The organism is Rhodococcus kronopolitis (genome assembly GCF_042654025.1).
Classification (GTDB): domain Bacteria; phylum Actinomycetota; class Actinomycetes; order Mycobacteriales; family Mycobacteriaceae; genus Rhodococcus_G; species Rhodococcus_G kronopolitis.
Map to the genome: position 1 here is coordinate 38,147 of NZ_JBHSFO010000015.1, position 22,974 is coordinate 61,120.

The 22,974-nt window shown below is 70.0% G+C and carries 25 protein-coding genes, 1 tRNA gene and 1 pseudogene; 13 read left to right on the plus strand and 14 right to left on the minus strand.

What is annotated here, in order from left to right; translation table 11 throughout:
* Window positions 1-55 precede the first annotated feature (55 nt).
* Window positions 56-190, plus strand: a complete 135-nt coding sequence (locus ACFO6S_RS19710) for a hypothetical protein (RefSeq protein WP_378419677.1) — start codon at window positions 56-58, stop codon at window positions 188-190.
* Window positions 191-250: 60 nt separating this feature from the next.
* Window positions 251-1,396, plus strand: coding sequence for a N(5)-(carboxyethyl)ornithine synthase (locus ACFO6S_RS19715; protein WP_378419678.1), 1,146 nt, complete (start codon window positions 251-253; stop codon window positions 1,394-1,396).
* 37 nt (window positions 1,397-1,433) lie between these two features.
* On the opposite strand, the gene ACFO6S_RS19720 is transcribed toward ACFO6S_RS19715, so the two are convergent.
* Window positions 1,434-2,813, minus strand: a complete 1,380-nt coding sequence (locus tag ACFO6S_RS19720) for an MFS transporter (RefSeq protein WP_378419679.1) — start codon at window positions 2,811-2,813, stop codon at window positions 1,434-1,436.
* A gap of 223 nt (window positions 2,814-3,036) precedes the next feature.
* Here ACFO6S_RS19720 and nhaA point away from each other — a divergent pair, with 223 nt between their 5' ends.
* The 3 genes from nhaA to ACFO6S_RS19735 are packed head-to-tail and all read left to right on the plus strand — an operon-like array spanning window position 3,037 to window position 5,769.
* Complete coding sequence (gene nhaA / locus ACFO6S_RS19725; RefSeq protein ID WP_378419947.1) at window positions 3,037-4,239, plus strand: Na+/H+ antiporter NhaA; 1,203 nt, start codon at window positions 3,037-3,039, stop codon at window positions 4,237-4,239.
* A gap of 36 nt (window positions 4,240-4,275) precedes the next feature.
* Window positions 4,276-4,812: a phage holin family protein gene (locus tag ACFO6S_RS19730; RefSeq protein ID WP_378419948.1), complete on the plus strand. Its 537-nt coding sequence runs from the start codon at window positions 4,276-4,278 to the stop codon at window positions 4,810-4,812.
* A gap of 27 nt (window positions 4,813-4,839) precedes the next feature.
* Complete coding sequence (locus tag ACFO6S_RS19735) at window positions 4,840-5,769, plus strand: alpha/beta fold hydrolase (RefSeq protein WP_378419680.1); 930 nt, start codon at window positions 4,840-4,842, stop codon at window positions 5,767-5,769.
* A gap of 24 nt (window positions 5,770-5,793) precedes the next feature.
* On the opposite strand, the gene marP is transcribed toward ACFO6S_RS19735, so the two are convergent.
* The 4 genes from marP to nth are packed head-to-tail and all read right to left on the minus strand — an operon-like array spanning window position 5,794 to window position 9,233.
* Entirely contained in the window at window positions 5,794-6,984 is a 1,191-nt protein-coding gene (gene marP / locus ACFO6S_RS19740; RefSeq protein WP_378419681.1) for an acid resistance serine protease MarP, read from the minus strand.
* Window positions 6,981-7,706, minus strand: a complete 726-nt coding sequence (locus ACFO6S_RS19745; protein ID WP_378419682.1) for an NUDIX hydrolase — start codon at window positions 7,704-7,706, stop codon at window positions 6,981-6,983. Before ACFO6S_RS19745 ends, marP begins: the two co-directional genes overlap by 4 nt.
* Window positions 7,703-8,380, minus strand: a complete 678-nt coding sequence (locus tag ACFO6S_RS19750; protein ID WP_378419683.1) for a TlpA family protein disulfide reductase — start codon at window positions 8,378-8,380, stop codon at window positions 7,703-7,705. The genes ACFO6S_RS19745 and ACFO6S_RS19750 overlap by 4 nt, the downstream gene beginning before the upstream one ends.
* A 7-nt stretch (window positions 8,381-8,387) precedes the next feature.
* On the minus strand, window positions 8,388-9,233 hold the full coding sequence (nth, locus tag ACFO6S_RS19755) for an endonuclease III (protein WP_378419684.1): 846 nt from the start codon (window positions 9,231-9,233) through the stop codon (window positions 8,388-8,390).
* Window positions 9,234-9,254: 21 nt separating this feature from the next.
* Here nth and ACFO6S_RS19760 point away from each other — a divergent pair, with 21 nt between their 5' ends.
* Window positions 9,255-9,518, plus strand: coding sequence for a hypothetical protein (locus tag ACFO6S_RS19760; RefSeq protein WP_378419685.1), 264 nt, complete (start codon window positions 9,255-9,257; stop codon window positions 9,516-9,518).
* Between the two features lie 191 nt (window positions 9,519-9,709).
* The gene (locus ACFO6S_RS19765; RefSeq protein ID WP_378419686.1) at window positions 9,710-10,384 is read left to right on the plus strand and encodes a Crp/Fnr family transcriptional regulator; all 675 of its coding nucleotides are present in this window, start codon (window positions 9,710-9,712) and stop codon (window positions 10,382-10,384) included.
* Between the two features lie 81 nt (window positions 10,385-10,465).
* On the opposite strand, the gene ACFO6S_RS19770 is transcribed toward ACFO6S_RS19765, so the two are convergent.
* From ACFO6S_RS19770 to ACFO6S_RS19785, 4 genes are all read right to left on the minus strand, one after another.
* Window positions 10,466-11,359, minus strand: coding sequence for an LLM class flavin-dependent oxidoreductase (locus ACFO6S_RS19770; protein WP_378419687.1), 894 nt, complete (start codon window positions 11,357-11,359; stop codon window positions 10,466-10,468).
* A gap of 67 nt (window positions 11,360-11,426) precedes the next feature.
* The gene (locus ACFO6S_RS19775; protein ID WP_378419688.1) at window positions 11,427-12,212 is read right to left on the minus strand and encodes an MBL fold metallo-hydrolase; all 786 of its coding nucleotides are present in this window, start codon (window positions 12,210-12,212) and stop codon (window positions 11,427-11,429) included.
* Window positions 12,213-12,292: 80 nt separating this feature from the next.
* On the minus strand, window positions 12,293-12,751 hold the full coding sequence (locus ACFO6S_RS19780; RefSeq protein WP_378419689.1) for a RidA family protein: 459 nt from the start codon (window positions 12,749-12,751) through the stop codon (window positions 12,293-12,295).
* Window positions 12,752-12,756: 5 nt separating this feature from the next.
* On the minus strand, window positions 12,757-12,921 hold the full coding sequence (locus tag ACFO6S_RS19785; protein ID WP_378419690.1) for a DUF4177 domain-containing protein: 165 nt from the start codon (window positions 12,919-12,921) through the stop codon (window positions 12,757-12,759).
* 77 nt (window positions 12,922-12,998) lie between these two features.
* Here ACFO6S_RS19785 and bagA point away from each other — a divergent pair, with 77 nt between their 5' ends.
* Together bagA and bagB are read left to right on the plus strand one after the other, a co-directional pair.
* The gene (gene bagA, locus ACFO6S_RS19790) at window positions 12,999-14,015 is read left to right on the plus strand and encodes an ATPase BagA (protein ID WP_378419691.1); all 1,017 of its coding nucleotides are present in this window, start codon (window positions 12,999-13,001) and stop codon (window positions 14,013-14,015) included.
* A complete protein-coding gene (bagB, locus tag ACFO6S_RS19795) occupies window positions 14,012-15,124 on the plus strand; it encodes an ATPase BagB (protein WP_378419692.1) in 1,113 nt (370 codons plus the stop codon). Before bagA ends, bagB begins: the two co-directional genes overlap by 4 nt.
* A gap of 10 nt (window positions 15,125-15,134) precedes the next feature.
* Here bagB and ACFO6S_RS19800 read toward each other — a convergent pair whose 3' ends face one another.
* Window positions 15,135-16,382: an MFS transporter gene (locus tag ACFO6S_RS19800; RefSeq protein WP_378419693.1), complete on the minus strand. Its 1,248-nt coding sequence runs from the start codon at window positions 16,380-16,382 to the stop codon at window positions 15,135-15,137.
* Entirely contained in the window at window positions 16,379-16,870 is a 492-nt protein-coding gene (locus tag ACFO6S_RS19805) for a MarR family winged helix-turn-helix transcriptional regulator (protein ID WP_378419694.1), read from the minus strand. Before ACFO6S_RS19805 ends, ACFO6S_RS19800 begins: the two co-directional genes overlap by 4 nt.
* Before the next feature lie 173 nt (window positions 16,871-17,043).
* On the opposite strand from ACFO6S_RS19805, the gene ACFO6S_RS19810 reads away from it, so the two are divergent.
* Window positions 17,044-17,505, plus strand: a complete 462-nt coding sequence (locus ACFO6S_RS19810) for a cupin domain-containing protein (protein ID WP_378419695.1) — start codon at window positions 17,044-17,046, stop codon at window positions 17,503-17,505.
* A 128-nt stretch (window positions 17,506-17,633) separates the two neighbouring features.
* Here ACFO6S_RS19810 and ACFO6S_RS19815 read toward each other — a convergent pair.
* A pseudogene (locus ACFO6S_RS19815) lies at window positions 17,634-17,958 on the minus strand (WhiB family transcriptional regulator).
* A gap of 325 nt (window positions 17,959-18,283) precedes the next feature.
* Here ACFO6S_RS19815 and ACFO6S_RS19820 point away from each other — a divergent pair.
* Entirely contained in the window at window positions 18,284-20,650 is a 2,367-nt protein-coding gene (locus ACFO6S_RS19820; protein WP_378419696.1) for a penicillin-binding protein, read from the plus strand.
* Between the two features lie 105 nt (window positions 20,651-20,755).
* Here ACFO6S_RS19820 and ACFO6S_RS19825 read toward each other — a convergent pair whose 3' ends face one another.
* Window positions 20,756-21,232, minus strand: a complete 477-nt coding sequence (locus ACFO6S_RS19825) for a GatB/YqeY domain-containing protein (RefSeq protein WP_378419697.1) — start codon at window positions 21,230-21,232, stop codon at window positions 20,756-20,758.
* Window positions 21,233-21,346: 114 nt separating this feature from the next.
* On the opposite strand from ACFO6S_RS19825, the gene ACFO6S_RS19830 reads away from it, so the two are divergent.
* Both ACFO6S_RS19830 and ACFO6S_RS19835 read left to right on the plus strand, forming a co-directional pair.
* A complete protein-coding gene (locus ACFO6S_RS19830; RefSeq protein WP_378419949.1) occupies window positions 21,347-22,264 on the plus strand; it encodes a metallophosphoesterase in 918 nt (305 codons plus the stop codon).
* A gap of 39 nt (window positions 22,265-22,303) precedes the next feature.
* Window positions 22,304-22,377: transfer RNA gene (locus tag ACFO6S_RS19835), tRNA-Pro, on the plus strand.
* Between the two features lie 93 nt (window positions 22,378-22,470).
* On the opposite strand, the gene ACFO6S_RS19840 is transcribed toward ACFO6S_RS19835, so the two are convergent.
* A complete protein-coding gene (locus ACFO6S_RS19840) occupies window positions 22,471-22,851 on the minus strand; it encodes a VOC family protein (protein ID WP_378419698.1) in 381 nt (126 codons plus the stop codon).
* Window positions 22,852-22,974 lie beyond the last annotated feature (123 nt).

Here is a 22,974-nt window from a genome sequence, read left to right on the forward strand (position 1 = left end):
TGACGCGTAGGGTCGGTGGCCCGGGACCGTTCAGGTTCCCAATCAAGGGACCACCATGTCGGACAAGTCACCTCGCAACACCATGACGAAGAAATCCGGCAAGTCACTGAAGGAAAAGCGCGCAGACAAGCGGTCGAAGACCGACGGCGCGCCGGAGATCGAGATCGTCGCGAAGGCAAAGAAGCGCTGACGCACCAAAAGTGTTGATTTTCAACCACTTACGATCGAAACCTTCAGGAGACAACTGCATATGATTGACCTCGGCGTCCTCGCGCGCTCTCACAAGGAGAACGAGCGACGGCTGCCCATCCATCCGATGCACTTCCCGCGTATCGATCCCGACCTGCGGGCGCACCTCTACCTCGAACGCGGCTACGGCATGCCGTTCGGCGTCAGCGACGACGCGCTGGCGCCTCTCGTCGCGGGGATCCGCTCCCGCGACGAGCTGATCGCCGACTGCGAGGTCGTGCTGTTGCCCAAGCCGCAACGCGAGGACCTGGCCGAACTGCGCGAGGGCCAGACCCTGTGGGGCTGGCCGCACTGCGTCCAGGACGCAGGCATCACCCAGCTCGCAATAGACCAGAAGCTGACGCTGATCGCGTTCGAGGCGATGAACCACTGGACCGCCGACGGCGGTTTCGGCCTGCACGTCTTCCACAAGAACAACGAGCTCGCGGGGTACTGCTCGGTGCTGCACGCCCTCGAACTCGTCGGGTCGACGGGCGACTACGGCCGTCGGCTGCGGGCGGTAGTCATCGGCTTCGGTGCCACCGCCCGCGGCGCGGTGACCGCACTGAACGCCCTCGGCGTCGACGAGGTGCAGGTGCTCACCAATCGGAAGGCCGCCGCGGTCGGCTCGCCGATCCACTCGGCGCGGATCGTCCACGTCGCGCACGACCCGGACGACCCGACCCGCAGCTGCGTCGTCACCGACCGGGGCCGGGTGCCGCTGGCGGACTTCCTCGCCGCCAACGACGTCGTCGTCAACTGCACCCTGCAGGACACCGACGCGCCGCTGACGTTCCTGGACGAGGGCGACCTCGCCGGGTTCGCCCCCGGCAGCGTCATCGTCGACGTGTCCTGCGACGAGGGCATGGGCTTCAGCTGGGCCCGCCCGACGACGTTCGCCGAGCCCAGCTTCGTCGTCGGCGACAACGTGCACTACTACGCCGTCGACCACAGCCCGTCGCACCTGTGGAACTCCGCGACCTGGGAGATCAGCGAGGCACTGCTGCCGCACCTGCGGACCGTGATCTCCGGCGCCGACGCCTGGGATGCCGACACGACCATCTCCCGGGCCATCGAGATCCGCGACGGGGTGATCCAGAACCCGAACATCGTCTCGTTCCAGCACCGCACCGCGCAGTACCCGCACCCGGTCGAGGGCGCCGCCTGACCCGAGGTCAGCGGCCAAGGAGTCAGCTGTCGAGGGGTCAGCTGTCCATGGAGGCGTCCTTGGTCTCGCGCATCACCAGCAGCGCGACGAACGTGATCGCGGCCGCGATCAGCAGGTAGATGCCCACCCAGCCGACGCCGTACGACGTCGCCAGCCAGGTGGCGATGAACGGCGCCACCGCCGCCCCGAGGATGCTCGCGGTGTTGTAGGCGATGCCCGACCCGGTGTAGCGGACGTTGGTCGGGAACAGCTCGGGCAGCACCGCGCTCATCGGTCCGAAGGTCAGTCCCATGAGCACCATGCCGATGACGAGGAAGACCAGCATCCGACCCTCGCCCATGCCCACCGGGTCGAGCAGCAGGCCGAAGGTGAGGCCGAAGACCATGATCAGCCCGGTGATCACCAGCAGGGTGATGCGCCGGCCGTAGCGGTCGGCCAGCCAGCCCGAGACCGGGATCGCGCCCGCGAAGAAGAAGACAGCGACCAGCTGGAGCACCAGGAAGTCGGTGTACTGGAAGCCGACCCCGGTGCCGCCGTGCGCCGGGGTCTTTCCGGTTCCGTGGCTGAGCACCCAGGTGGTCATGATGTAGAAGAGCGTGTACGTCGCGAGCATCACGAACGTGCCGATGATCAGCTGGCGCCAGCTGGTCTTGAACACCTCGGCAAGCGGGGTCTTGACCTTCTCGCCGTTGGCCACGGCCCGCGCGAACACCGGCGTCTCCTCCAGCTTGAGACGCACGTAGAGGCCGATCATGACCATGACGGCGCTGAGCAGGAACGGGATCCGCCATCCCCAGCTGAGGAACGCGCCGTCCAGGTCGGGATTCGAGGTGTCGTGGTCCATGAACAGCGTGATGACCAGGAACAGCCCGTTGGCGAGGAAGAACCCGATCGGTGCGCCGAGCTGCGGCCACATCGCGGCCCAGGCGCGCTTGCCCGTCTTCGCGGTCTCGGTGGCGAGCAGCGCCGCGCCGGACCACTCCCCGCCGAGGCCGAGGCCCTGACAGAACCGCATCAGCGCCAGCAGCGCCGGGGCGGCGATGCCGATCTGGGCGTAGGTGGGCAGCAACCCGATCAGGAACGTCGCGACACCCATGGTGAGCAGCGAGCCGACCAGGGTGGCCTTGCGTCCGATGCGGTCACCGAAGTGTCCGAACACGATGGAGCCGACCGGGCGCGCGACGAAGGCGAGGCCGAACGTCGCCAGCGAGGCGAGCAACGCGGTGGTGTCGTTGCCCTTCGGGAAGAACAGGTGCGGGAACACCGACACGGCGGCGGTCGCATAGATGTAGAAGTCGTAGAACTCGACCGAGGTGCCGATCATGCTGGCGAGCACGATGCGGCTCCGCGGCACCTCCCCTGACGCCGCGACCACCTTCTCGGGTGGATCGATCACTACGTCGGGGGCCTGGCTCATCCGGAATCTCCTGCACAGTCATTCTCACGCGCAAACGAAAAGCGTCCACACTGTGGGAAATACCCTATAGGAACCGTTAGCCAAGCGAACCGCCAGGCCCTCGGCCGGCGTCGCGGGACGTGGAACGAGTTAATGAGGCGTTAAGATTCGACGCGGAGCGCCGGGAAGTCTGGTCGGCAAGTGGCCCCTGCATACCCTCACCCCAGGAGACGCGTCCAACGTGATCACGCAAGTGCGTTCCGAACTTTCCCGCTACCTACGGACCGAGACGGTCGGCGGGTCCATCCTCCTGATTGCCGCCGCGGCAGCCCTGCTCTGGGCGAACTCCGCCTGGTCCGACGCCTACTTCTCGCTGCGCGACTTCCAGGTCGGGCCGAGTGCGCTGCACCTGAACCTGAGCCTCGGCACCTGGGCGCAGGACGCGCTGCTCGCCGTGTTCTTCTTTGTCGCCGGCCTCGAACTCAAACGCGAACTGGTCGTCGGCGAACTCTCCGACCGCAAGAAGGCCATGCTCCCGATCATCGCCGCGGTCGGCGGCGTCGTCACCCCCGCGCTGATCGCGCTGGGAGTCGGCTGGGGCGAGCCGGGCATCGAGCAGGCCTGGGCGATCCCGGTCGCCACCGACATCGCGTTCGCGCTGGGCGTGCTTGCCCTGACCGGATCCCGGATCCCGGCCGGCGCCCGGGTGTTCCTGCTCAGCCTCGCCGTGGTGGACGACCTGCTCGCCATCATCATCATCGCCACCCTGTTCACGGCGTCCATCGCGATGCTCTGGCTGCTCGCCGCGGTCGCGGGTGCGGCCCTGTACTGGTACGCGCAGCACCGCCGGATCACCACACCGCTGCTGTACCTCCCGCTGGCGATGTTCGTCTGGTACGCCGTGCACGAGGCCGGCATCCACGCCACCCTGGCCGGCGTGGTACTCGGGCTGCTGACCCGGGTGCGGCCGGACCCGGGCGAGGACGAGGCTCCCGCCACCCGGCTCGAACACCGCATCCAGCCGTACTCGGCCGGGTTCTGCGTGCCCGTGTTCGCCCTGTTCGCGTCGGGCGTCCCGGTGAACGCGGAGGTGCTCGGCTCGATGTTCACCGACCGGCTGACGCTGGCGATCATCCTCGGTCTGCTGCTCGGCAAGACGATCGGCATCTTCGGTATCTCCTGGCTGGTGGTCCGGTTGCGGATCGCCGTGAAACCGGCCGGGCTCGACTTCCGCGACATCTTCGCCCTGTCGGTGCTCGGCGCGATCGGCTTCACCGTTAGCCTTCTCGTGGCCGAACTCGCACTCGAGGGCGCCGAGCAGGAGAAGGCCAAGGCGGCGGTGCTGCTGACGTCCTTGGCTGCGTCGCTGATCGGGTCGGCGCTACTGTTGCGCCGAGGGCGCGTCCACGACGCGCGCACCCGGGCCGAACCGGCCGACAACGGCTGACGAACGACGACGACGAGACAGGGGCGAGACGTGAGCATCAGCGACCGCAACGGCAGCAACAGGACCGAGCGGCTGACCGGAGACGGGGTCCCGAACTCGATCTCGTCGATCCCGCTCACCGATGTCGACTCGCTGGCACCGGGCACCGCGAGCATCGGCAACCTGGTCAAGGACGCGACCGCGCAGGTCTCCACCCTGGTCCGCGCCGAGGTCGAGCTGGCCAAGGCCGAGGTCACCGGGGAGGTGAAGAAGGGCCTGCAGGGCTCACTGTTCTTCATCCTGGCGATCTCGGTGCTCGTCTTCAGCTCGTTCTTCTTCTTCTTCTTCCTGGCCGAGCTGCTCGACGTGTGGGTCGTCCGCTGGCTCGCCTTCCTCATCGTGTTCCTGCTGATGGTGCTGATGACGGCGGCCCTGGCCGGCCTGGGCTACCTGCGGGTGCGCAAGCTGCGGGCTCCGGAGAAGACGATCGACTCGCTCCGGCAGGCCGCATCCGTGCTGCCCGGCGCCGCCGAGTCCAGCTACCGGCACGGCGACTACACGCCCGGCGAGTACGCCCGCCGGACCACCGGTTAGATCGCCATCCGACCCGGCGCGCCGACCGTGACCCTTCCGGACCCGTCCACCGCCCGTCTCGACGGACCCTGGCGGCACCACGACGTGCGCGCGAACGGCATCCGCTTCCACGCAGTCGAGGCAGGCCCGGCCGATCCCGGCGCACCGCTGGTGGTGCTGCTGCACGGCTTCGGCGACTTCTGGTGGTCGTGGCACCACCAGCTGACCGCGCTGGCCGAGGCCGGGTACCGCACCATCGCGCTGGACCTGCGCGGCTACGGCGACACCGACAAACCGCCCCGCGGGTACGACGGCTGGACCCTGGCCGGCGACGTGGCCGGACTGATCCGCGCGCTCGGCCACACCGACGCGACGCTGGTCGGGCACGCCGACGGCGGCCTGGTCTGCTGGGCGACGGCCGTCCTGCACCCGCGGCTGGTGCGGTCGATCGCGCTGGTCAGCTCGCCGCACCCGATCGCACTGAAGCGGGCCGTCGTGCGGGACCGCGGCCAGCGGGCCGCGCTGCTGCCGACCTTCCTGCGTTACCAGTTGCCGTGGCGACCGGAGCGCGCGCTGACCCGCGACGACGGCGCCGAGATCGAGCGCCTGCTCCGGGAGCGGTCCGGCGCCGCGTGGCCGCTGTCGGCCGAGTTCCCGGAGGTCGTCGCCCGGGCCCGGTCGGCCATCCAGATCCCGGGCGTCGCGCACTGCTCGTTGGAGTACCAGCGGTGGGCGTTCCGCAGCCAGTGGCGCCCCGACGGCCGACGGTTCATGAAGGCGATGAACCAGTCGCTGGCCATCCCGGTGCTGCAGATCCACGGCAGCGACGACCCCTACGTGCTGGCCGCCGCGCTGAGCCACGACACCAGGTGGGCCCCGGGCCGACGCCTGCACCGTGTCGACGGCGCAGGCCACTACGCGCATCGGGAGCATCCCGCCGAGGTGACCGCCGCACTGACGGAGTTCCTCGACCGCTGACGGTCCTCGGGGCGCGGCCGGCGCCTACAGGATGCAGTTGCCGGTCCCGACCGCCGCGGACACGCCGGACGCCTGCGCCAGCTGCCGGGACACCTCCGCCTCGGTGAGCACGAATCCGGTGTCGCTGTTGTCGACCGCGGCGCCGAACACCACGCCCAGCACCCGACCCTGGTCGTCGACGAGCGGGCCGCCGGAGTTGCCCTGCCGGATCGACCCGCGCACCGTGTATACCTCGCGGGTCACGTCGGTGCTGCGGTAGATGTCGGGACCGGACAGGTCCAGGATCTCGCGGACCCGGGCCGCGCTGGCGGTGTAGGGGCCGCCGCCCGGGTAGCCCAGCACGATCGCGCTGTCACCGGACCTCGCCGGTTCGGGCGCGAACGGCAGCACCGGGGCATCGAGTCCGGGCACCGCGAGCACCGCGATGTCCACCGCGGGGTCGAAGAGCACCACCTCGGCGTCGAGCGGACCGTCGTCGGTGTCCACCACCACCTGCGTCGTCCCGGCGACCACGTGCGCGTTGGTCATCACCCGTTCGGGAGCGACGACGAAACCGGACCCCTCCAGAGCCCGCTGGCAGCTCGGCGCCACGCCGCGGATCCGCAGCACGCTGGGCTCGAGCCGGGCCGCGACGGGGCTCGCCGCGATGCTCGGGTCCGGCGGGTCCACCACCGCGATGGGGGTGCGCCCGAACGGGCCGATCACGTCGGGCAGACCCGAGGTGTCGAGCAGCGCCGAGAACTCGCTGGGCACCCGGCGCATCCAGCTCGGCGCGAAGTCGTCGACCTGCGTGAGAACCCTGGAGCCGCGCACCGCGGTCGAGACCTCGGGCTGCGACGACGCCGTCAGCGGGATGGCCAGCAGCCAGGCCGCCACCAGGACCGCCGCGCACTGCAGCCCGGCACCGACGACGCTGTCCACCGACCGGGTGACCGGACTGTGCATGACGCCGCGGGCGGCGCGGCCGAGCACCATGCCCGCGACCTCGCCGATCACCACCATCCCGACGATGAGCAGCACCCCGACCAGCATCCGGGCCCGGCCGTCGTCGACGTGCACCAGCACGTGCGGCGCGATCAGGATGCCTGCGACCGCGCCGAGCACGACGCCGAGGAACGCCAGCGCGGACGCCACCGCCCCCTGCCGCCAACCCGAACTGGCCGCCAGCACCGCGACCGCGACTATCGCGATGTCTATCCAGGTCGATCCCGTCACCGCTCGCGCACCTCGACCACCCCTGCCTCGACCTCTGCCAGCGCGACATCCAGGTCCCGGACGTCGTCGCGGTCCCAGTCGATCTCCCACCCCGACACCGCGATCAGGCCTGCCAGCACCCCTGCGGTGAACCCCCAGACCAGCATGTCGTCGACCAGGAAGGCCGGACCCCGGTAGCCGAGGCGGTGCTTGACGACGAAGCGGTTGTCGGGGTCGAGCAGCGCGCGCATCGGCACCCGCGCGACCCGCTCGGTCTCACCCCGGTCGACCGCCCGCACCGGCGACGGCCGGTCCCAGTACCCGATCACCGGCGTCACGTCGAAGCCCGACGGCGGCACGAAGATCCCGGGCAGCACCGCGAGGGTGCGCACCCCGTCCGGCTCCAGGCCGGTCTCCTCCTGCGCCTCCCGCAGCGCGGTCCCGACCGGGCCGTCGTCCCCGGGGTCGGCGGCGCCGCCGGGGAAGGCGATCTGGCCGCCGTGCTGACGCAGCGTCGACGCCCGCTGGGTGAGCAGCACGTCGGCGTCCTCGGGCAGGCCGCCGACGGCGATCGGGTCGGCCTCCGCGCTGCCTCCGAAGAGCACCAGGACGGCGGCGTCGCGGACGGTGGCGCCGTCCGGGGCTCGGCGCTGCAGGACCGGGTTGACGGCGTGGGCGTCGCTCGGCGGCAGGGTGGCGACCCTGCGGAGCCACTCCGGCGGCTGGTGGTCGGTCAGCGTCACGTCGTCACACCCAGTTTCTCTCGCACCACGTCGGCTATCTGGTCTGCCGTGTCGAACGGCTGCGGAAGCACCGCCGCGACGGTGCCGTCGGCCCGGATCAGCACGGTCACGGGCAGCACGTTGGGCGCCGCGAGGGCGGCGGCGACGCGGCCGGTGCCGTCCTGCACACCGGGCAGGTGCACCCCGTAGTCCGCCAGCGCGGTCAGCGCGTTGCCCGCCTTCGGGTCCTGATGGACGGTGAGCACCGCGACCTGGTCCCCCGCCCGGCGGGCGTACTCGTCGAGGGCGGGCAGTTCCTTGGCGCACGGACCGCACCAGTAGGCCCAGAGGTTCACCACGGCCGGACGGCCCGCCAGCGCGGCGCCGACGTCGATCCGGCGGCCGTCGGCGAGGCATTCGAGCTCGATCCCGGCCAGCGGCCCGGAGGCGGTCGCCCCCGGCACCGGCGTCGGGCACGGGTCCAGGCCCGCGCGGGCCCGGGGGGCGGCCAGCGCGGCGTCGGTGTCGCCGGGCGCCCGTTCCTGGAGCGTCGGGGCGGGGGCGCCGCTGACGTAGTCGGCGTAGCCGCGCGAGGGACCCTCGTCCGGGCCGCCGCGCGGCCAGATGGCGACGACGAGGGCAGCGACGACGACGAGTGCGGCCAGGCTCCAGCGCCCGGCATTGGACACGTGCACGCTCAGTTCACCGACCCGCCAGGTCGAGCAGATGGTCGGTCTCGGGGCCGCGCACCAGGGCGGCGGCCACCACGGGGTCGGTCGGTCCGGCACCGAAGGACGGGCAGTCCTTGGCCAGCAGGCACACCCCGCAGGCCGGCTTCTTGGCGTGACAGACCCGCCGACCGTGGAAGATCACCCGGTGCGAGAGCAGGGTCCACTCCTTGCGGGGGATCAGCTCCCCGACCGCGTGCTCGACCTTGACGGGGTCCTCCTCCTGCGTCCAGTCCCAGCGCCGCACGAGGCGGCCGAAATGTGTGTCAACCGTGATTCCCGGCACATCGAAGGCATTGCCGAGCACCACGTTGGCGGTCTTGCGGCCGAATCCCGGCAGCGTCACCAGTTCCTTCATCGTGCGCGGGACCTCGCCGTCGAAACGTTCCACCAACGCCTGCCCGAGACCGATGATCGAGTTGGCTTTGTTCCGGAAGAACCCGGTGCTCCGAATGTATTCCTCCAACTCGGCTCGCTCGGCCCCGGCGTAGTCCTGCGCGGTGCGGTACCGCGCGAACAGGGCAGGCGTTACCTGGTTAACCCGCACGTCAGTGCACTGAGCAGACAGGATGGTCGCCACCGACAGCTCCAACGGCGTGCTGAAGTCCAGCTCGCAGTAGACATGTGGGAAGGCCTCGCCGAGACGCCGGTTCATCCGACGCGCCCGCCGAACCAGCCCGAGCCGGGTCTCGTCGCGTCGGCGGCTTCCGGCGGGCGCCGTGCGGCGCGGGGCCGGGGTCTGCGAAACGGAGATGGACACCCGGTCAACTCTACGGACGCACCCGACATGCCCCCACGGATCGTTTCGCTTCTGAGACATTCGGCGTGTTTACTTCCCGGTATGCAAGGTCTGGCTGTGGTGCTCTTCCCGGTGCTGCTCATGCTGTTTGCCCTGGCCATGGAGCGGGTGGAATTCCGCCTGCGCCGGCTGACGCTGCGTGAGCAGGAGGTTCAGGAGTTCCTGGACCAGGCGAGTCAGGCCGAGGTGGCCGCTCTCGCCGAGGAGGGCATGCCCCGAGCACTGGCCCGGTTCCACCGTCGCCGCAAGCGTGGTGGCGCCGATGCGGAGGACGAGCCCACGCTCCCTCAGCGGCAGGCGAGCTGACCCGCGGCCCGACGATTCGAGGCCGTTCGACATGCGGAGAGTGTCTCCGGTCACTAATGTTCGAGCACAGGTCTAGACTCATTGCGATAACTCACCGAACAGTCGGCGCTGATACAGGTGCCGAAGCGCGGCCGAATGCCTCATTCACTGGTGCACCGGCCGCGAGAACAAGATCTTATGAAGGAGCGCACGTGGACGAGATCCTGGCCAGAGCCGGAATCTTCCAGGGAGTCGAGCCGTCGGCAGTGGCCGCCCTGGTCAAGCAGCTCCAGCCGGTCGACTTTCCCCGCGGACACGTCATCTTCAACGAGGGCGAGCCGGGCGACCGCCTCTACATCATCGTCTCCGGCAAGATCAAGCTCGGTCGCCGCTCCCCCGACGGTCGCGAGAACCTGCTGACCATCATGGGCCCGTCCGACATGTTCGGCGAGCTGTCCATCTTCGACCCGGGCCCCCGCACCTCGACGGCCACCACTGTCACCGAGGTCCGTGCCGTGCAGATGGACCGCGAAGCGCTCAAGTCGTGGATCGACCAACGGCCCGAGATCGCCGAGCAGCTGCTGCGCGTGCTGGCCCGTCGTCTGCGCCGGACCAACAACAACCTCGCGGACCTCATCTTCACCGACGTCCCCGGTCGCGTCGCCAAGGCGCTGCTGCAGCTCGCCCAGCGCTTCGGCACCCAGGAGGCCGGCTCGCTGCGCGTGACGCACGACCTCACCCAGGAAGAGATCGCCCAGCTCGTCGGCGCCTCCCGCGAAACCGTGAACAAGGCACTCGCCGACTTCGCGCACCGCGGCTGGCTGCGGCTCGAGGGCAAGAGCGTGCTGATCTCCGACTCGGAGCGTCTGGCCCGCCGCGCGCGCTGACCCGGCCACACCCGACCGAAGCCGTCCACCCCTTCCCGGGGCGGGCGGCTTCGTCGTTTCCCGGCCCGGCCCGACCGGGACTCAGGCACGGTGCCGGGCGACCGCCTCCCGCACCGCGGGCACCACCTCGACCGCCCACCGGCGGTGCTGGTGCGGGTCGTCGCCCTCCGCACCGAAGACGAAGGTGTCCATGCCGGTCTCGACGACCAGCCCGGTCAGTTCCTCGACCCACTGCCCGACCGGGCCGCCCAGGAAGCCGCCGCCCGGGCCGTCGGCGATGGTCCCGAAGACGTTGTAGATCCGCTGGATGTCGGCGGGGTCGCGACCGGCGGCCGTCGCGGACTCGTCGATCCGCGCGTGCATGGCGGGCAGCGTCGGCGGCGGGAAGTAGCTGTTCGACGGCGCCCAGCCGTCGGCCTTGCGACCGAGCACCCCGAGCATCCGTGGACCGCCGACCCCGAGCCAGATCCCGATGTCGTGAGCGGGCCGCGGGCCCGGGTGGACCCCGGCCAACCGGTGGTGGGCGCCCTCGTATTGCACGGACCGCTCGCCGGACCACATCAGGCGGATCACGTCGACGGCCTCCGACAGCGCGCCCGCCGCCTCCCCCGGCGTGCGCTCGGGCCCGTCCATCGCGGTGATGGCCGACCAGAAGGCGCCGGCGCCGAGCGCCAGTTCGAACCGTCCGCCGGACAGCACGTCCAGGCTCGCGGCCGCCTTCGCCATCACCGCCGGGGGCCGCAACGGCAGGCAGGCCACGTCGGGGAACACCCGAATTCTGGTGGTCCGGGCCAGCGCGAAACCCATCAGCGACCAGGTGTCGAGGAAGTCCTTCTGATACGGGTGGTCCTGGATCCCGACGAGGTCCAGTCCCTCCTCGTCGGCCATCTCGACGAGGTCGAGGACCCCCTCGGCCCGGCTCGACTCCGGGGTGGGGAACATGCCGAACTGCAGCGGGCGTCCGTAGTCGGTCATCTCCGAGCTCCTCGGTTCGCGGGAACACCGAGTTCCACGCTCGCGCACCGGTCCCGGAAAGGCAAGGTCAGCGCCGCAGGTAGTCCAACTGCACCCGAACGGACTGCTCGGCGACCGGCCACAGGCTCTCGTCGACGTCGGAGTACACGTGCTCGACGACCGTCCGCGCCGTGGCGCCCGGGCCCAACGCGTCCAGTGCGGCGCGGACCTGGTCCAGCCGCTGCTCCCGGTGGTCGAGGTACTGCTGGGCGACGGTCTGCAGGTCCGGCAGGTCCGGGCCGTGACCGGGGAGCACGGTTCGGCCGGTGCCGAGATCGATCAACGACCGGAGCGAGGCCAGGTAGTCGCCGAGGTCGCCGTCCGTCGAGTCCAGGACGGTGGTGCCCCGGCCGAGGATGGTGTCCCCGGTCAGCACCGATCCCTCGCCCTCGATCACGAACGACGTCGAGTCGAGGGTGTGCCCGGGGGTGCGCAGCACCCGGATGGCGAGGCCCACCTCCTCGATGAGTTCGCCGTCGGGCAGGCCGGCGTCCGTGCGCCGCCGGAACTCCGGGGACACGGCCCGCACCGGGGACCCGGTCAGCTCGACGAACCGGTCGATTCCGCCGGTGTGATCGCGGTGCCGGTGGGTGATCAGGGTCAGGGCGACCGGACCGACCGAGGCGACCCGCAGCAGGTGTTCCTCGTCCGCGTCGCCGGGGTCGATCACCACACATTCCTCGCGGCCCGGTGCGCGCAGGATCCAGGTGTTGGTCCCGTCGAGCGTCATCATCCCGGGGTTGTCCTCCAACATCACTGCCGCGATGTCGGTGACCTGTCGTAGCTGCGCGTACGCCGGATGTGCGGGGGTCATGGCCTCACCATACAAAGCGAGACCGGGCTGCCCGTACGGGCAGCCCGGTCTCGCAGCGTGTTCGGAAGAACTCGGGCGGGTCAGCGAACCTCGACGATGACCTCGACCTCGACCGGCGCGGCGAGCGGGAGCTCGGCCACTCCGACGGCGGAGCGGGCGTGCACGCCTGCGTCGCCGAAGATCTCACCCATCAGCTCCGACGCCCCGTTGATGACGCCGGGCTGACCGGTGAAGCCGTCGGCCGACGCCACGAACCCGACGAGCTTGACGATCCGCACGACGGAATCGAGACCGACCAGCGCGTCGATCGCGGCCAGCGCGTTGAGCGCACAGGTCCGGGCCGCGGCCTTCGCCTGGTCCGCGTCGACCGGGCCGCCGACCTTCCCGGTCAGCGGCAGTGCACCGTCGACGAACGGGAGCTGCCCCGAGGTGTAGACGAGGTCGCCGGTCCGGACCGCCGGGACGTACGCGGCGACGGGGGCCGCCACCGCAGGCAGCTCGATGCCCAGCTCCGCCAGGCGCGCCTTCCACTGTCCCATCGCGGTCAGCCCTTCGGGCGCTTCAGGTACGCCACATGCTGTTCGCCGGTCGGGCCGGGCAGCACCGAAACCAGTTCCCAGCCGTCGGCGCCCCACTGGTCGAGGATCGCCTTGGTGGCATGGGTCAGCAGGGGAACGGTGGCATATTCCCAGGTAGTCAATTCGCTCATGACTGAGAGCCTAGTGCCCCCGGACACACGACAGCGGTACCGGAGCACCGCCGCACCCCGACTTATAGGCTCCGGGGGTGGCAGCACCTGCGAACACACCCGCATTCGAATGGCCGGCCAAGGCGGACAAGGCGCGGCTGCACTTTGTCTCGGGCAAGGGCGGTACCGGAAAGTCGACCGTCGCGGCGGCGCTGGCCCTGGCGCTGGCCGCCGGTGGGCGGCGGGTGCTGCTCGTCGAAGTCGAAGGCCGACAGGGCATTGCGCATCAGTTCGACCTGGCGCCACTGCCGGCGGCGGAGACCAAGATCGCGGTCGCCGACGGCGGCGGCGAGGTGTTCGCGCTCGCGCTCGACATCGAGACCGCGTTCCTCGAGTACCTCGACATGTTCTACAACCTGGGCTTCGCCGGTCGCGCGATGCGCCGGATCGGGGCCGTCGAGTTCGCGACCACCCTGGCACCCGGCCTGCGCGACGTCCTGATCACCGGCAAGATCAAGGAGTGCGTCATCCGCACCGACAAGTCGGGGGTTCCGGTGTACGACATGGTGGTGGTGGACTCGCCGCCGACCGGCCGGATCGGTAGCTTCCTGGACGTGACGAAGGCGATGGCGGACCTGGCCAAGGGCGGACCGGTGCACTCCCAGTCCGAAGGAGTGGTGCGGCTGCTGCACTCGGACGAGACGCTGGTGCACCTGGTGACGCTGCTCGAGGCGCTGCCCGTGCAGGAGACGACGGAGGCGGCGCAGGAGCTCGAGGCCGCGGACCTGCGGATCGGCGCGGTGATCGTCAACCGCAGCGCGACGGCCTACCTGCCCACCAAGGCGATGGCCGACGCGGCCGACGGCGTCATCGACGCCGCCGCCGTGCGCGACGGCCTCACCGCCACGGGCATCACGCTGTCCGACGCGGACTTCGCCGGACTGCTGGCGGAGACCATCGAGAACGCGTCCACCCTGCGGGCCCAGGACGAGAGCGCCGAGAGCCTCGACAAGCTGGACGTCGCCCGCCTGCACCTGACCGCGCTGACCGACGGCGTCGACCTCGGCGGGTTGTACGAGCTCGCCGAGCAGCTGGCCGAACAGGGTGTCCGGTGACCGCCAAGCTCGACGTCGGCAGCATCCTCGCCGACCCGAAGTCCCGGATCGTGGTCTGCTGCGGGTCCGGCGGCGTCGGCAAGACCACCACCGCCGCGTCGATGGCGCTGCGGGCGGCCGAGCAGGGGCGCCGCGTCGTGGTCCTCACCATCGACCCGGCCCGACGGCTTGCGCAGGCGCTCGGCGTCCAGGACCTCGACAACACCCCGCAGCCGGTGAAACTCGGCGAGGGCGCGACGGGCGAGCTGCACGCGATGATGCTGAACATGCGCCGCACCTTCGACGACATGGTGCTCGAGCACTCCTCGCCGGAGAAGGCAAAGCAGATCCTGGCGAACCCCTTCTACCAAACCGTGGCCACCTCGTTCTCCGGCACGCAGGAGTACATGGCGATGGAGAAGCTCGGCCAGCTCGCCGCCAGCGACCAGTGGGACCTGGTGGTCGTCGACACCCCGCCGTCACGCAACGCGCTGGACTTCCTCGACGCCCCGCAGCGACTCGGCGCCTTCCTGGACGGTCGGATGATCCGGATGCTCTCGGCCCCGGGGCGCGGGATCGGCCGTCTGGTGACCGGCGCGATGGGCCTGGCCCTGAAGGCGGTGAACACCGTCGTCGGCAGCCAGATGCTCACCGACGCGTCCGCGTTCGTCCAGTCCTTCGAGTCGATGTTCGGCGGGTTCCGCGAACGCGCCAGCCGGACCTACGAGCTGCTGCGGGCCGACGGCACCCACTTCATGGTGGTCGCCTCGCCGGAACCCGACGCGTTGCGGGAGGCCTCGTTCTTCGTCGAGAGGCTCGCCACCGACGGCATGCCGCTGGCCGGGCTGGTGCTCAACCGCACCCACCCGACGCTCAGCTCGTTGTCGGCCGACCACGCGGTGGCGGCAGCGGACCAGCTCCGGGAGTCCGGGGAGCACCAGCTGACCGCCGCGGTCCTGCGGATCCACGCCGAACGTGCGCGGACCGCGCAGCGGGAACTGCGGATGCTCGGCCGGTTCTCCAAGGCGCATCCGCGGGTCCCCGTCGTCGGGGTGCCGTCGTTGCCGTTCGAGGTGTCCGATCTCGAGGCCCTGCGGGCGGTCGCCGACCAGCTCACCGGACAGGTCTGACCGCGGCGGTTCAGGCCCCGTCGGGGACGGGTTCCGGTGCGGCCGCCTCCCGGCCGCGCACGACCAGCAGCGCGAGCCCCGCAGCGACCAGGCACGACCCCGCGCCCATCGCGAGCGCCGCCCGGCCGCCGAACTCCTCCGCGACGAAGCCGGCGATCGGGCCGCCGATCGGAGTCGAACCGAGGAACGCGACCGACCACAACGCCATCACCCGCCCCCGCATGGTCGGCTCCGCCCCCAGCTGCAGGGTGCTGTTGCCGGTGGCCAGGAAGCCGACGCTGGCCGCGCCGACGAACGCCAGCGCGACCAGCTCGAGCCAGAGCGTGGGGGCGACGGCGGCGACCGCGATCAGCACACCGAACAGCGCGGCGGACGTCGCCAGCGCCCGCACCCCGGTCCGGCCCCGGGCCGCGACGTAGAGCCCGCCGACCACCGCGCCCGCGCCCATCGCCGCGGTCATGAAGCCGTACACCTCGGCGGTGCCGCCGAAGTTCTGTTGCGCCAGCACCGGCAGCACCACCTGGAACTCGTAGGCCAGCGCGCCGACCAGTGCCATCATCAGCAGTGGGATCAGCAGTTCCTGGGTGCGGCCGACGTAGGCGAGGCCGGCCCGCAGCTGGCCGGGGCTCCGCGGCACCGGCGGTGACGGGCGCAGGGTGGCAACGTCGAGGCGCAGCAACGAGACCACGACGGCCACGAAGCTCAGGGCGTTGAGCAGGAAGCACACCCCGAGCCCGCCGGTCGCGATCACCACGCCGGCGACGGCCGGTCCGATCGCGCGAGCCGCGTTGACCAGCACCGAGTTCAGGCTGACCGCGTTGCGCAGATCCTCCGGTCCGACCATCTCGAGCACGAAGGCCTGTCGCGCCGGGTTCTCGAAGCAGTTGTTCATGCCGAGCAGGAACGCAAGGACGTACACCTGCCAGAGGGTGACCGTGTGCGTGACCGTCAGCAGGCCCAGGATCAGGGCCAGCACGCCCATCATCGTCTGCAGGCCGATCATCAGCCGGCGTTTGTCCAGGCGGTCGGCGACGACTCCGCCGTACGGACCGAACACCAGCACGGGCAGGGTCTGCAGGGCCACCGCGAATCCGAGCGCGGTGCCGGATCCGGTCAGTTGCAGCACCAGCCACGCCTGCGCGACGGCCTGCATCCAGGTACCGACCATCGAGATCGCCTGGCCGCCGAAGTAGCGACGGAAGTTGGGACTGGCCAGGGCCGCGAAGGTGTCCCGCCGCACGCCGGCCAGCACGGTCACCGGAACTCCAGACGCTCGCGGTCGGGCCGGCGCGGCGGCACGGGCCCGGCGGGCGCGCCCATCTGGCCGACGAGCGCCTCGATCGCGGGCAACGCGGCGACGATGGCGTCGGCCTGCGACTCGGGCAAACCGGCGAGTCCGTCGGCAAAGAGCCTGGTCCGATCGCGCCGCAGACGCTGGTGCAGTTCCGCGCCGAACTCGGTCACCCGCACCTGCACCGCCCGCCGGTCGGCGACGTCCGGCGAGCGGGCCAGCAATCCGTCAGCCTCGAGTTTGCCGATGACGCGCGAAAGCATGGTGGGGTTGAGTCCCTCCGCTTCCGCCAGCGCGGTCGCCCGGATCGGGCCGCATCGGGCGACGGTGCCGAGCACCGAGAGCTGGGTGCGGGTCAACCCGTCCCCCGACACCCTCCGATCGACGAACCGCGAGATCCGGGCCATCGCGATCTTGAGTCTGGTGACCTCGTCCTCCGAGAGCGTTCTCGACATGGGACGCACCTCCCGATTTGATTGCCTATCGGCAAGCATACAACCGTGATTTCGCATCAGCACTGGTCATCTGTCTGCGGTCGGGTGGCGGTACACAATCGAGACACGGTCGTGACCGTCATGCAATACCTATCTCCGGACAATCGGCCGCCGCCGCTGCGAGGATCACAGCCATGGCGGAATCACCGGACTGGGCGCGCGCCCTGACCCTCGCCCCTCACCCGGAGGGCGGCTGGTACCGGGAGACCTGGCGGAGCGGGATCACCGTTCCGACGGAGTCCCTGCCGAACGACTATCCAGACGCCCGCGCGGCCGGTACCGCCATCATGTTTCTCCTGATGCCCGGCGAGCAGTCGTCCTGGCACACCGTCCGCGGCGACGAGATCTGGTTCTGGCACCGCGGCGGCCAACTGCGGCTCGATCTCGGCGGCGACGCCGCCGAGCCGGGTCCGGCCACCGAGCACCTCCTCGGCGCCGATTTCCTCGCCGGCGCGGCCCCGCAGTTCGTGGTGCCGGCAGGGCACTGGCAGCGGGCGCGACCGGCCGGGAACGAACCCGTACTTGTCAGCTGCGTCGTGGTTCCGGGATTCGATTTCGCAGACTTCCGACTTTACGGCGGGGGCGACGGCGGATGACGACGAAAGGAAGACGCACCCGGCTCACCCGCCCGGACCCCCCCGAAAAGCCTGCTGGCCGGGATCCCGGTAGGGAGCCCGGCCAGCGGCAGAGAATACGTCCGTACGGACGGCAGAAATTAGACCGATCAGACGACAGAGGCCTGGTGGCGCTGCGCCTCGAAGAAGTCCGCCCAGGACTCGACCTCGGGGTGCTGCTTGAGCAGCGCGCGACGCTGACGCTCGGTCATCCCGCCCCAGACACCGAACTTCCACGCGGTTGTCCAGCGCGTCCGCTCCGCACTGCATGAGCACCGGGCAGTGCCGACAGATCGTGGCCGCCTTGCGCTGCGCCGCGCCGCGGACGAACAGCTGATCAGGGTCGACGGCTCGGCATCGTGCCTGGGTAACCCACGCAATTCGAGCCTCAGCCTCTTCGACGTCGAGCCGGTTACCCGGAACTGTCACGGTCATCTTCTGCCCCTCCTGCAGTACGAGCGTCGCACCTGCTGACGCTCCGGATGCGCGTAACCGCCCTACCAGAGCGAGTCACGCCACATTCCCTAACCGGTGTTACGTGAATCACACCGACTCCTAATTTAGGCAATGTACAACGGTTTGCGCAAGGTGCTGCGTGCACTTTTTTGGTACGGACGTCCATCCAGGTCGGTTTCGGCCCACGATGGCCGGCCCGGATCCTCGCCATTGGCGAATCTTCAGCTACCCGCATCGTCGCCCGCCGGCCGACGCGGGCCTCGCTCGGGGCCAACCCGTCCGCGGGGCCACGTACTCTGTCGGAGTGTCAATCGCAAAGACAGTCGCGAAGCTCGCCGGATGCTCCGCCCTCGCCGGGGTGCTGCTTGCCGGCGTGATGTTCCCGTTGGCCGGCGGGTTCGGAATCGCGTCGAACCGGGCCGCCGACGCCGTGGACAACGTCTCCGCCGAACTCATCGAGGGCGACGTCCCCGCGGTCTCGACGATGGTCGACATCGCGGGCAACCCGATCGCGTGGCTCTACGAGCAGCGCCGGTTCGAGGTGCCCAGCGACAAGATCTCCAACGACATGAAGCTGGCCATCGTCTCGGTCGAGGACCGCCGTTTCGCGGATCACCAGGGCGTGGACTGGCAGGGCACGGTGCGCGCCTTCCTCACCAACACCACCAGCGGCCAGGTCCAGCAGGGCGCGTCCACCATCGACCAGCAGTACGTGAAGAACTACCAGCTGCTGGTCGTGGCCAAGACCGACGCCGAACGTCGCGCCGCCATCGAGACCACCCCGGCACGCAAGATCCGTGAGATCCGGATGGCGCTGACGCTGGACAAGAAGCTGACCAAGGACGAGATCCTCACCCGGTACCTGAACCTGGTGCCGTTCGGCAACGCGTCGTTCGGCATCCAGGACGCCGCCCGCACCTACTTCGGGGTGGACGCCAAGGACCTGAACCTGACCCAGTCCGCCATGCTGGCCGGCATGGTTCAGTCCAGCTCCGCGCTGAACCCGTACACCAACGCCGCCGGCGTGCTCGAGCGACGAAACACCGTCCTGGACACGATGATCGCGAACATCCCGGACCGTGCCGACGAGATCCGGGACGCCAAGGAAGCGCCCCTCGGCGTGCTGCCGGAGCCGCAGACCCTGCCCCGCGGCTGCATCGCGGCCGGCGATCGGGGCTTCTTCTGCGACTACGCCCTGCAGTACCTGACCAACGCCGGGATCAGTCGCGAAGAGGTCGAACGCGGCGGCTACCTGATCAAGACCACCCTCGACCCGAAGGTGCAGAACTCGGCACACAGCGCGCTGACCGCCACCGCGAGCCCGACCGTCGAGGGCGTCGCCCAGGTGATGAACGTCGTCCAGCCGGGCCAGGACCAGCACCGGGTGCTCGCGATGAGCAGCAGCCGCAACTACGGCCTCAACGGCGAGATCAACGAGACCGTCCAGCCGCAGCCGTACTCCCTCGTCGGCAGCGGCGCCGGCTCGATCTTCAAGATCTTCACCACCGCCGCGGCAATGGAGAAGGGGCTCGGCACCAACGCGATCCTGCAGGTACCCGGCCGGGTCGACGTCAAGGGCCTGGGCAACGGTGGCGCCAAGGGCTGCCCGGCCGCCACCTACTGCGTCGAGAACGCCGGCAAGTACCCGCCGGCGTTGTCCGTCACCGACGCGCTGGCACAGTCGCCGAACACCGCGTTCGTCAAGCTCATCGAGTCGGTGGGCGTGACGCCGACCGTCGACATGGCGGTGCGGCTGGGCATGCGCTCGTACGCGCAGCCCGGAACGTCCGGCTACGGCGACGGCCTGTCCCTTGCCGACATGCAGAAGCAGCAGAACCTGGGCTCGTTCACCCTGGGCCCCACCTGGATCAACCCACTAGAACTGTCGAACGTGGCGGCCACCCTGGCCTCGCACGGCAAGTGGTGCCCGCCGACCCCGATCGACTCGATCACCGACCGCACCGGCAAGCCGGTTCCGGTCACCCAGCAGGCCTGCGAGCAGGTGGTTGACCCCGGCCTGGCGGACACGCTGGCCAACGCCATGAGCAAGGACGACCAGCCGGGCGGCACCTCCGCCGGCGCCGCCGGATCGGTCGGCTGGACCCTGCCGATGTCCGGCAAGACGGGCACCACCGAGTCGCACATGTCCTCGGCGTTCCTCGGCTTCACCAACAACATCGCGGCCAGCGTGTACGTGTACGCGGACTCGCCGACGCCCCGGGAGATCTGCACCTCGCCGCTGCGCCAGTGCAGCGACGGCAATGTCTTCGGTGGTACCGAGCCCGCCCGCGCGTGGTACCTGACAATGTCACCGATCATCAACGACTTCGGGCCCAGCTCGCTGCCGCCGATCGACCCCAAGTACCAGCGTGGATCGCAGAATGCACAGGTTCCCGAGGTTGCGGGCATGGGCCAGTCGCAGGCGACCGCGGCGCTGAAGGCGTCGGGGTTCACGGTGAACGCGGTGTCGACCTCCGGCGAGAGCGCCCGCGGCACGGCGATGAGCACGTCGCCGTCGGGACTCGCGGTCCCGGGCTCGGCGATCACGCTCTTCGTCAGTGACGGAACGGCCAAGAAGACGGCCGCCCCCGCACCCGCACCCGGGGCCGACGCCCCGGCGACTATCGAACTGCCGGGGCTGCCGCCGATCACCCTGCCGACACCCCGCTGACCCGACCCCGTCGCCTCCGGCGGGTTCGGCCGGAAATCACACCGCCCGGGTGCGGAGGGGACATCCTCTCCGCACCCGGGCGGGCGTGTGTGGCGGGTCTGCCGGCTACAGCCGGTCCTTGACCGCCTTGGAGATCCGGGAGCCGTCCGCCTTGCCTGCCGCGAGCGCGGACGCGGCCTTCATGACCTGGCCCATCTGACGGACGCCGGGACGCTCCCCCAACTCCTCCGCGACCTGGGCGATCGCGGTGTCCGCGATGTCCGCCAGTTCGGCATCGGTGAGCGGGGTCGGCAGGTACTCGTCGATGATCTGCGCCTCGGCGCGTTCCTTTGCGGCCAGCTCGCCGCGGCCGTTCTCGGTGTAGATCTCCGCTGACTCGCCGCGCTTCTTCGACTCCTTGGCCAACACCTTGACCACCTCGTCGTCGGTGAGCTCGCGTGCCTCCTTGCCCGCGACCTCCTCCTTCTGGACTGCGGCAATGAGCATTCGCAGGGTCTGGGTCCGCAACGCGTCCTTGGCTTTCATCGAGGTCGTCAGGTCGGCGCGGAGGGTGCTCTTGAGGCTGGCTGTGGAGTCGGACATGGTGCCGAACGCTACGCGCCTCGAGCAGCGACCCGCATCCCGATTGCGTCTGCTGCGTATCCTTTAGTGGTGTTTGACAACCCTCGCAACGTCCTCCGCGGAACCGCAGCCGGCATGGCCGGGGCAGCGGTGCTCGGCATCGGATACGCCTCGCTGATCGAGCGCAACGCGTTCGCCCTGCGTGAGGCCACCCTGCCGGTGCTCGAACCGGGCTCCCCCTCGCTGCGGGTGCTGCACATCAGCGACCTGCACATGATGCCCGGGCAGAAGCTCAAGCAGAACTGGCTGCGCGAACTCGAGCGGCTGGACCCGGACCTGGTGGTGAACACCGGCGACAACCTCTCGCACCAGCGGGCGGTGCCCGCGGTCGTGCAGTCGCTCGGCAGCCTGCTCGCCCGGCCGGGCCTGTTCGTCTTCGGCAGCAACGACTACTTCGCACCGAAGCCGAAGAACCCGTTCAAGTACTTCGAGAAGGAACACAAGCGCACGCACGGCGAGCCGCTGCCCTGGAAGGACCTGCGCGCGGCATTCACCGAGCGCGGCTGGCTGGACGTGACACACACCCGTCGCGAGCTCGAGGTCGCCGGTGTCCGCATCGCAACCGCCGGCGTCGACGACCCGCACCTCAAGCGCGACCGCTACGACACCATCGCCGGTCGGCCGAACCCGATGGCGAACCTGCGCCTGGGCATCACCCACTCGCCGGAGCCGCGGGTACTGGACCGGTTCGCCGACGACGGGTACGACCTGGTGCTCGCCGGCCACACACACGGTGGACAGTTGTGCCTGCCGTTCTACGGCGCACTGGTGACCAACTGCCAGCTCGACCGGTCCCGGGTCAAGGGACCGTCGCAGTGGGGCGCCCACATGCGCCTGCACGTGTCCGCCGGCGTCGGCACCTCCCCGTACGCCCCGGCCCGGTTCTGCTGCCGTCCGGAGGCGACCCTGCTGACCCTGGTCGCATCACCCTCCAGAGGGCCCAAACAGGGGGTTCTACCAGGCGTTTCGCGTTCTGCGGCAGTCGTGCGCTAGACTTCGCTGGCTGCCAAAACAACGGCAGTGAGCAGGGCACGGGGTGTGGCGCAGCTTGGTAGCGCGCTTCGTTCGGGACGAAGAGGTCGTGGGTTCAAATCCCGCCACCCCGACAGTGCTCGAAGGCGCCATCCGATTCATTCGGATGGCGCCTTCGCTGTTTCAGGACTCTTTCGCGAGCCGCGACCCGGCAGGAACCGCGCCCGTCACTCGTCCTGGTGAATCTGAATCAGGTTTCCGCAGGTGTCGTCGAAGACCGCCGAGGTGCCGGACTGGTCCGAGGTGGGCTCGCCGGTGAACCACACCCCCAGCGCGGACAGCCGCTCGTACTCCGCCCGCACGTCCGGGGTGCCGAACACGACGACCGGCAGGCCCTGCTCGTAGACACCCCTGCGATACGCCTCGGCGACCGGGTTGTCGCTGGGCTCGAGCAGCAGGCCGACGCCGTCGGGATCCTGCGGCGACCGCACGATGTACAGGTTGTACTCCGGGACGGCCATCAGCTCCTCGAAGCCCAGGACGTCGCGGTAGAACGCGAACGCCGTCGCCGGATCGACGACATGGACTCCACACATCTTGATTCGCATGGCCCGACGCCAACGGCGACCACCGACATCAGCGCCCGCAGCCGACACCGCCCACATGCCCGAATCGACCCCACGACCACACCGGCCCCCGGATCAAATCCACAGGTCGACGCGAACTCGTTG

What these genes read in the sequence shown, in the direction of transcription:
- ACFO6S_RS19780 (WP_378419689.1), bottom strand. Translation starts at nt 12,751, where the DNA reads ATGGGACAGTGGAAGGCGCGCCTGGCGGAGCTGGGCATCGAGCTGCCT.
- nth (WP_378419684.1), bottom strand. Translation starts at nt 9,233, where the DNA reads ATGTCTCAGAAGCGAAACGATCCGTGGGGGCATGTCGGGTGCGTCCGT.
- ACFO6S_RS19710 (WP_378419677.1), top strand. Translation starts at nt 56, where the DNA reads ATGTCGGACAAGTCACCTCGCAACACCATGACGAAGAAATCCGGCAAG.
- ACFO6S_RS19805 (WP_378419694.1), bottom strand. Translation starts at nt 16,870, where the DNA reads ATGTCGAGAACGCTCTCGGAGGACGAGGTCACCAGACTCAAGATCGCG.
- ACFO6S_RS19830 (WP_378419949.1), top strand. Translation starts at nt 21,347, where the DNA reads ATGGCCGGGGCAGCGGTGCTCGGCATCGGATACGCCTCGCTGATCGAG.
- ACFO6S_RS19810 (WP_378419695.1), top strand. Translation starts at nt 17,044, where the DNA reads ATGGCGGAATCACCGGACTGGGCGCGCGCCCTGACCCTCGCCCCTCAC.
- ACFO6S_RS19770 (WP_378419687.1), bottom strand. Translation starts at nt 11,359, where the DNA reads ATGACCGACTACGGACGCCCGCTGCAGTTCGGCATGTTCCCCACCCCG.
- ACFO6S_RS19715 (WP_378419678.1), top strand. Translation starts at nt 251, where the DNA reads ATGATTGACCTCGGCGTCCTCGCGCGCTCTCACAAGGAGAACGAGCGA.
- ACFO6S_RS19825 (WP_378419697.1), bottom strand. Translation starts at nt 21,232, where the DNA reads ATGTCCGACTCCACAGCCAGCCTCAAGAGCACCCTCCGCGCCGACCTG.
- ACFO6S_RS19760 (WP_378419685.1), top strand. Translation starts at nt 9,255, where the DNA reads ATGCAAGGTCTGGCTGTGGTGCTCTTCCCGGTGCTGCTCATGCTGTTT.
- ACFO6S_RS19840 (WP_378419698.1), bottom strand. Translation starts at nt 22,851, where the DNA reads ATGCGAATCAAGATGTGTGGAGTCCATGTCGTCGATCCGGCGACGGCG.
- ACFO6S_RS19720 (WP_378419679.1), bottom strand. Translation starts at nt 2,813, where the DNA reads ATGAGCCAGGCCCCCGACGTAGTGATCGATCCACCCGAGAAGGTGGTC.
- ACFO6S_RS19775 (WP_378419688.1), bottom strand. Translation starts at nt 12,212, where the DNA reads ATGACCCCCGCACATCCGGCGTACGCGCAGCTACGACAGGTCACCGAC.
- ACFO6S_RS19785 (WP_378419690.1), bottom strand. Translation starts at nt 12,921, where the DNA reads ATGAGCGAATTGACTACCTGGGAATATGCCACCGTTCCCCTGCTGACC.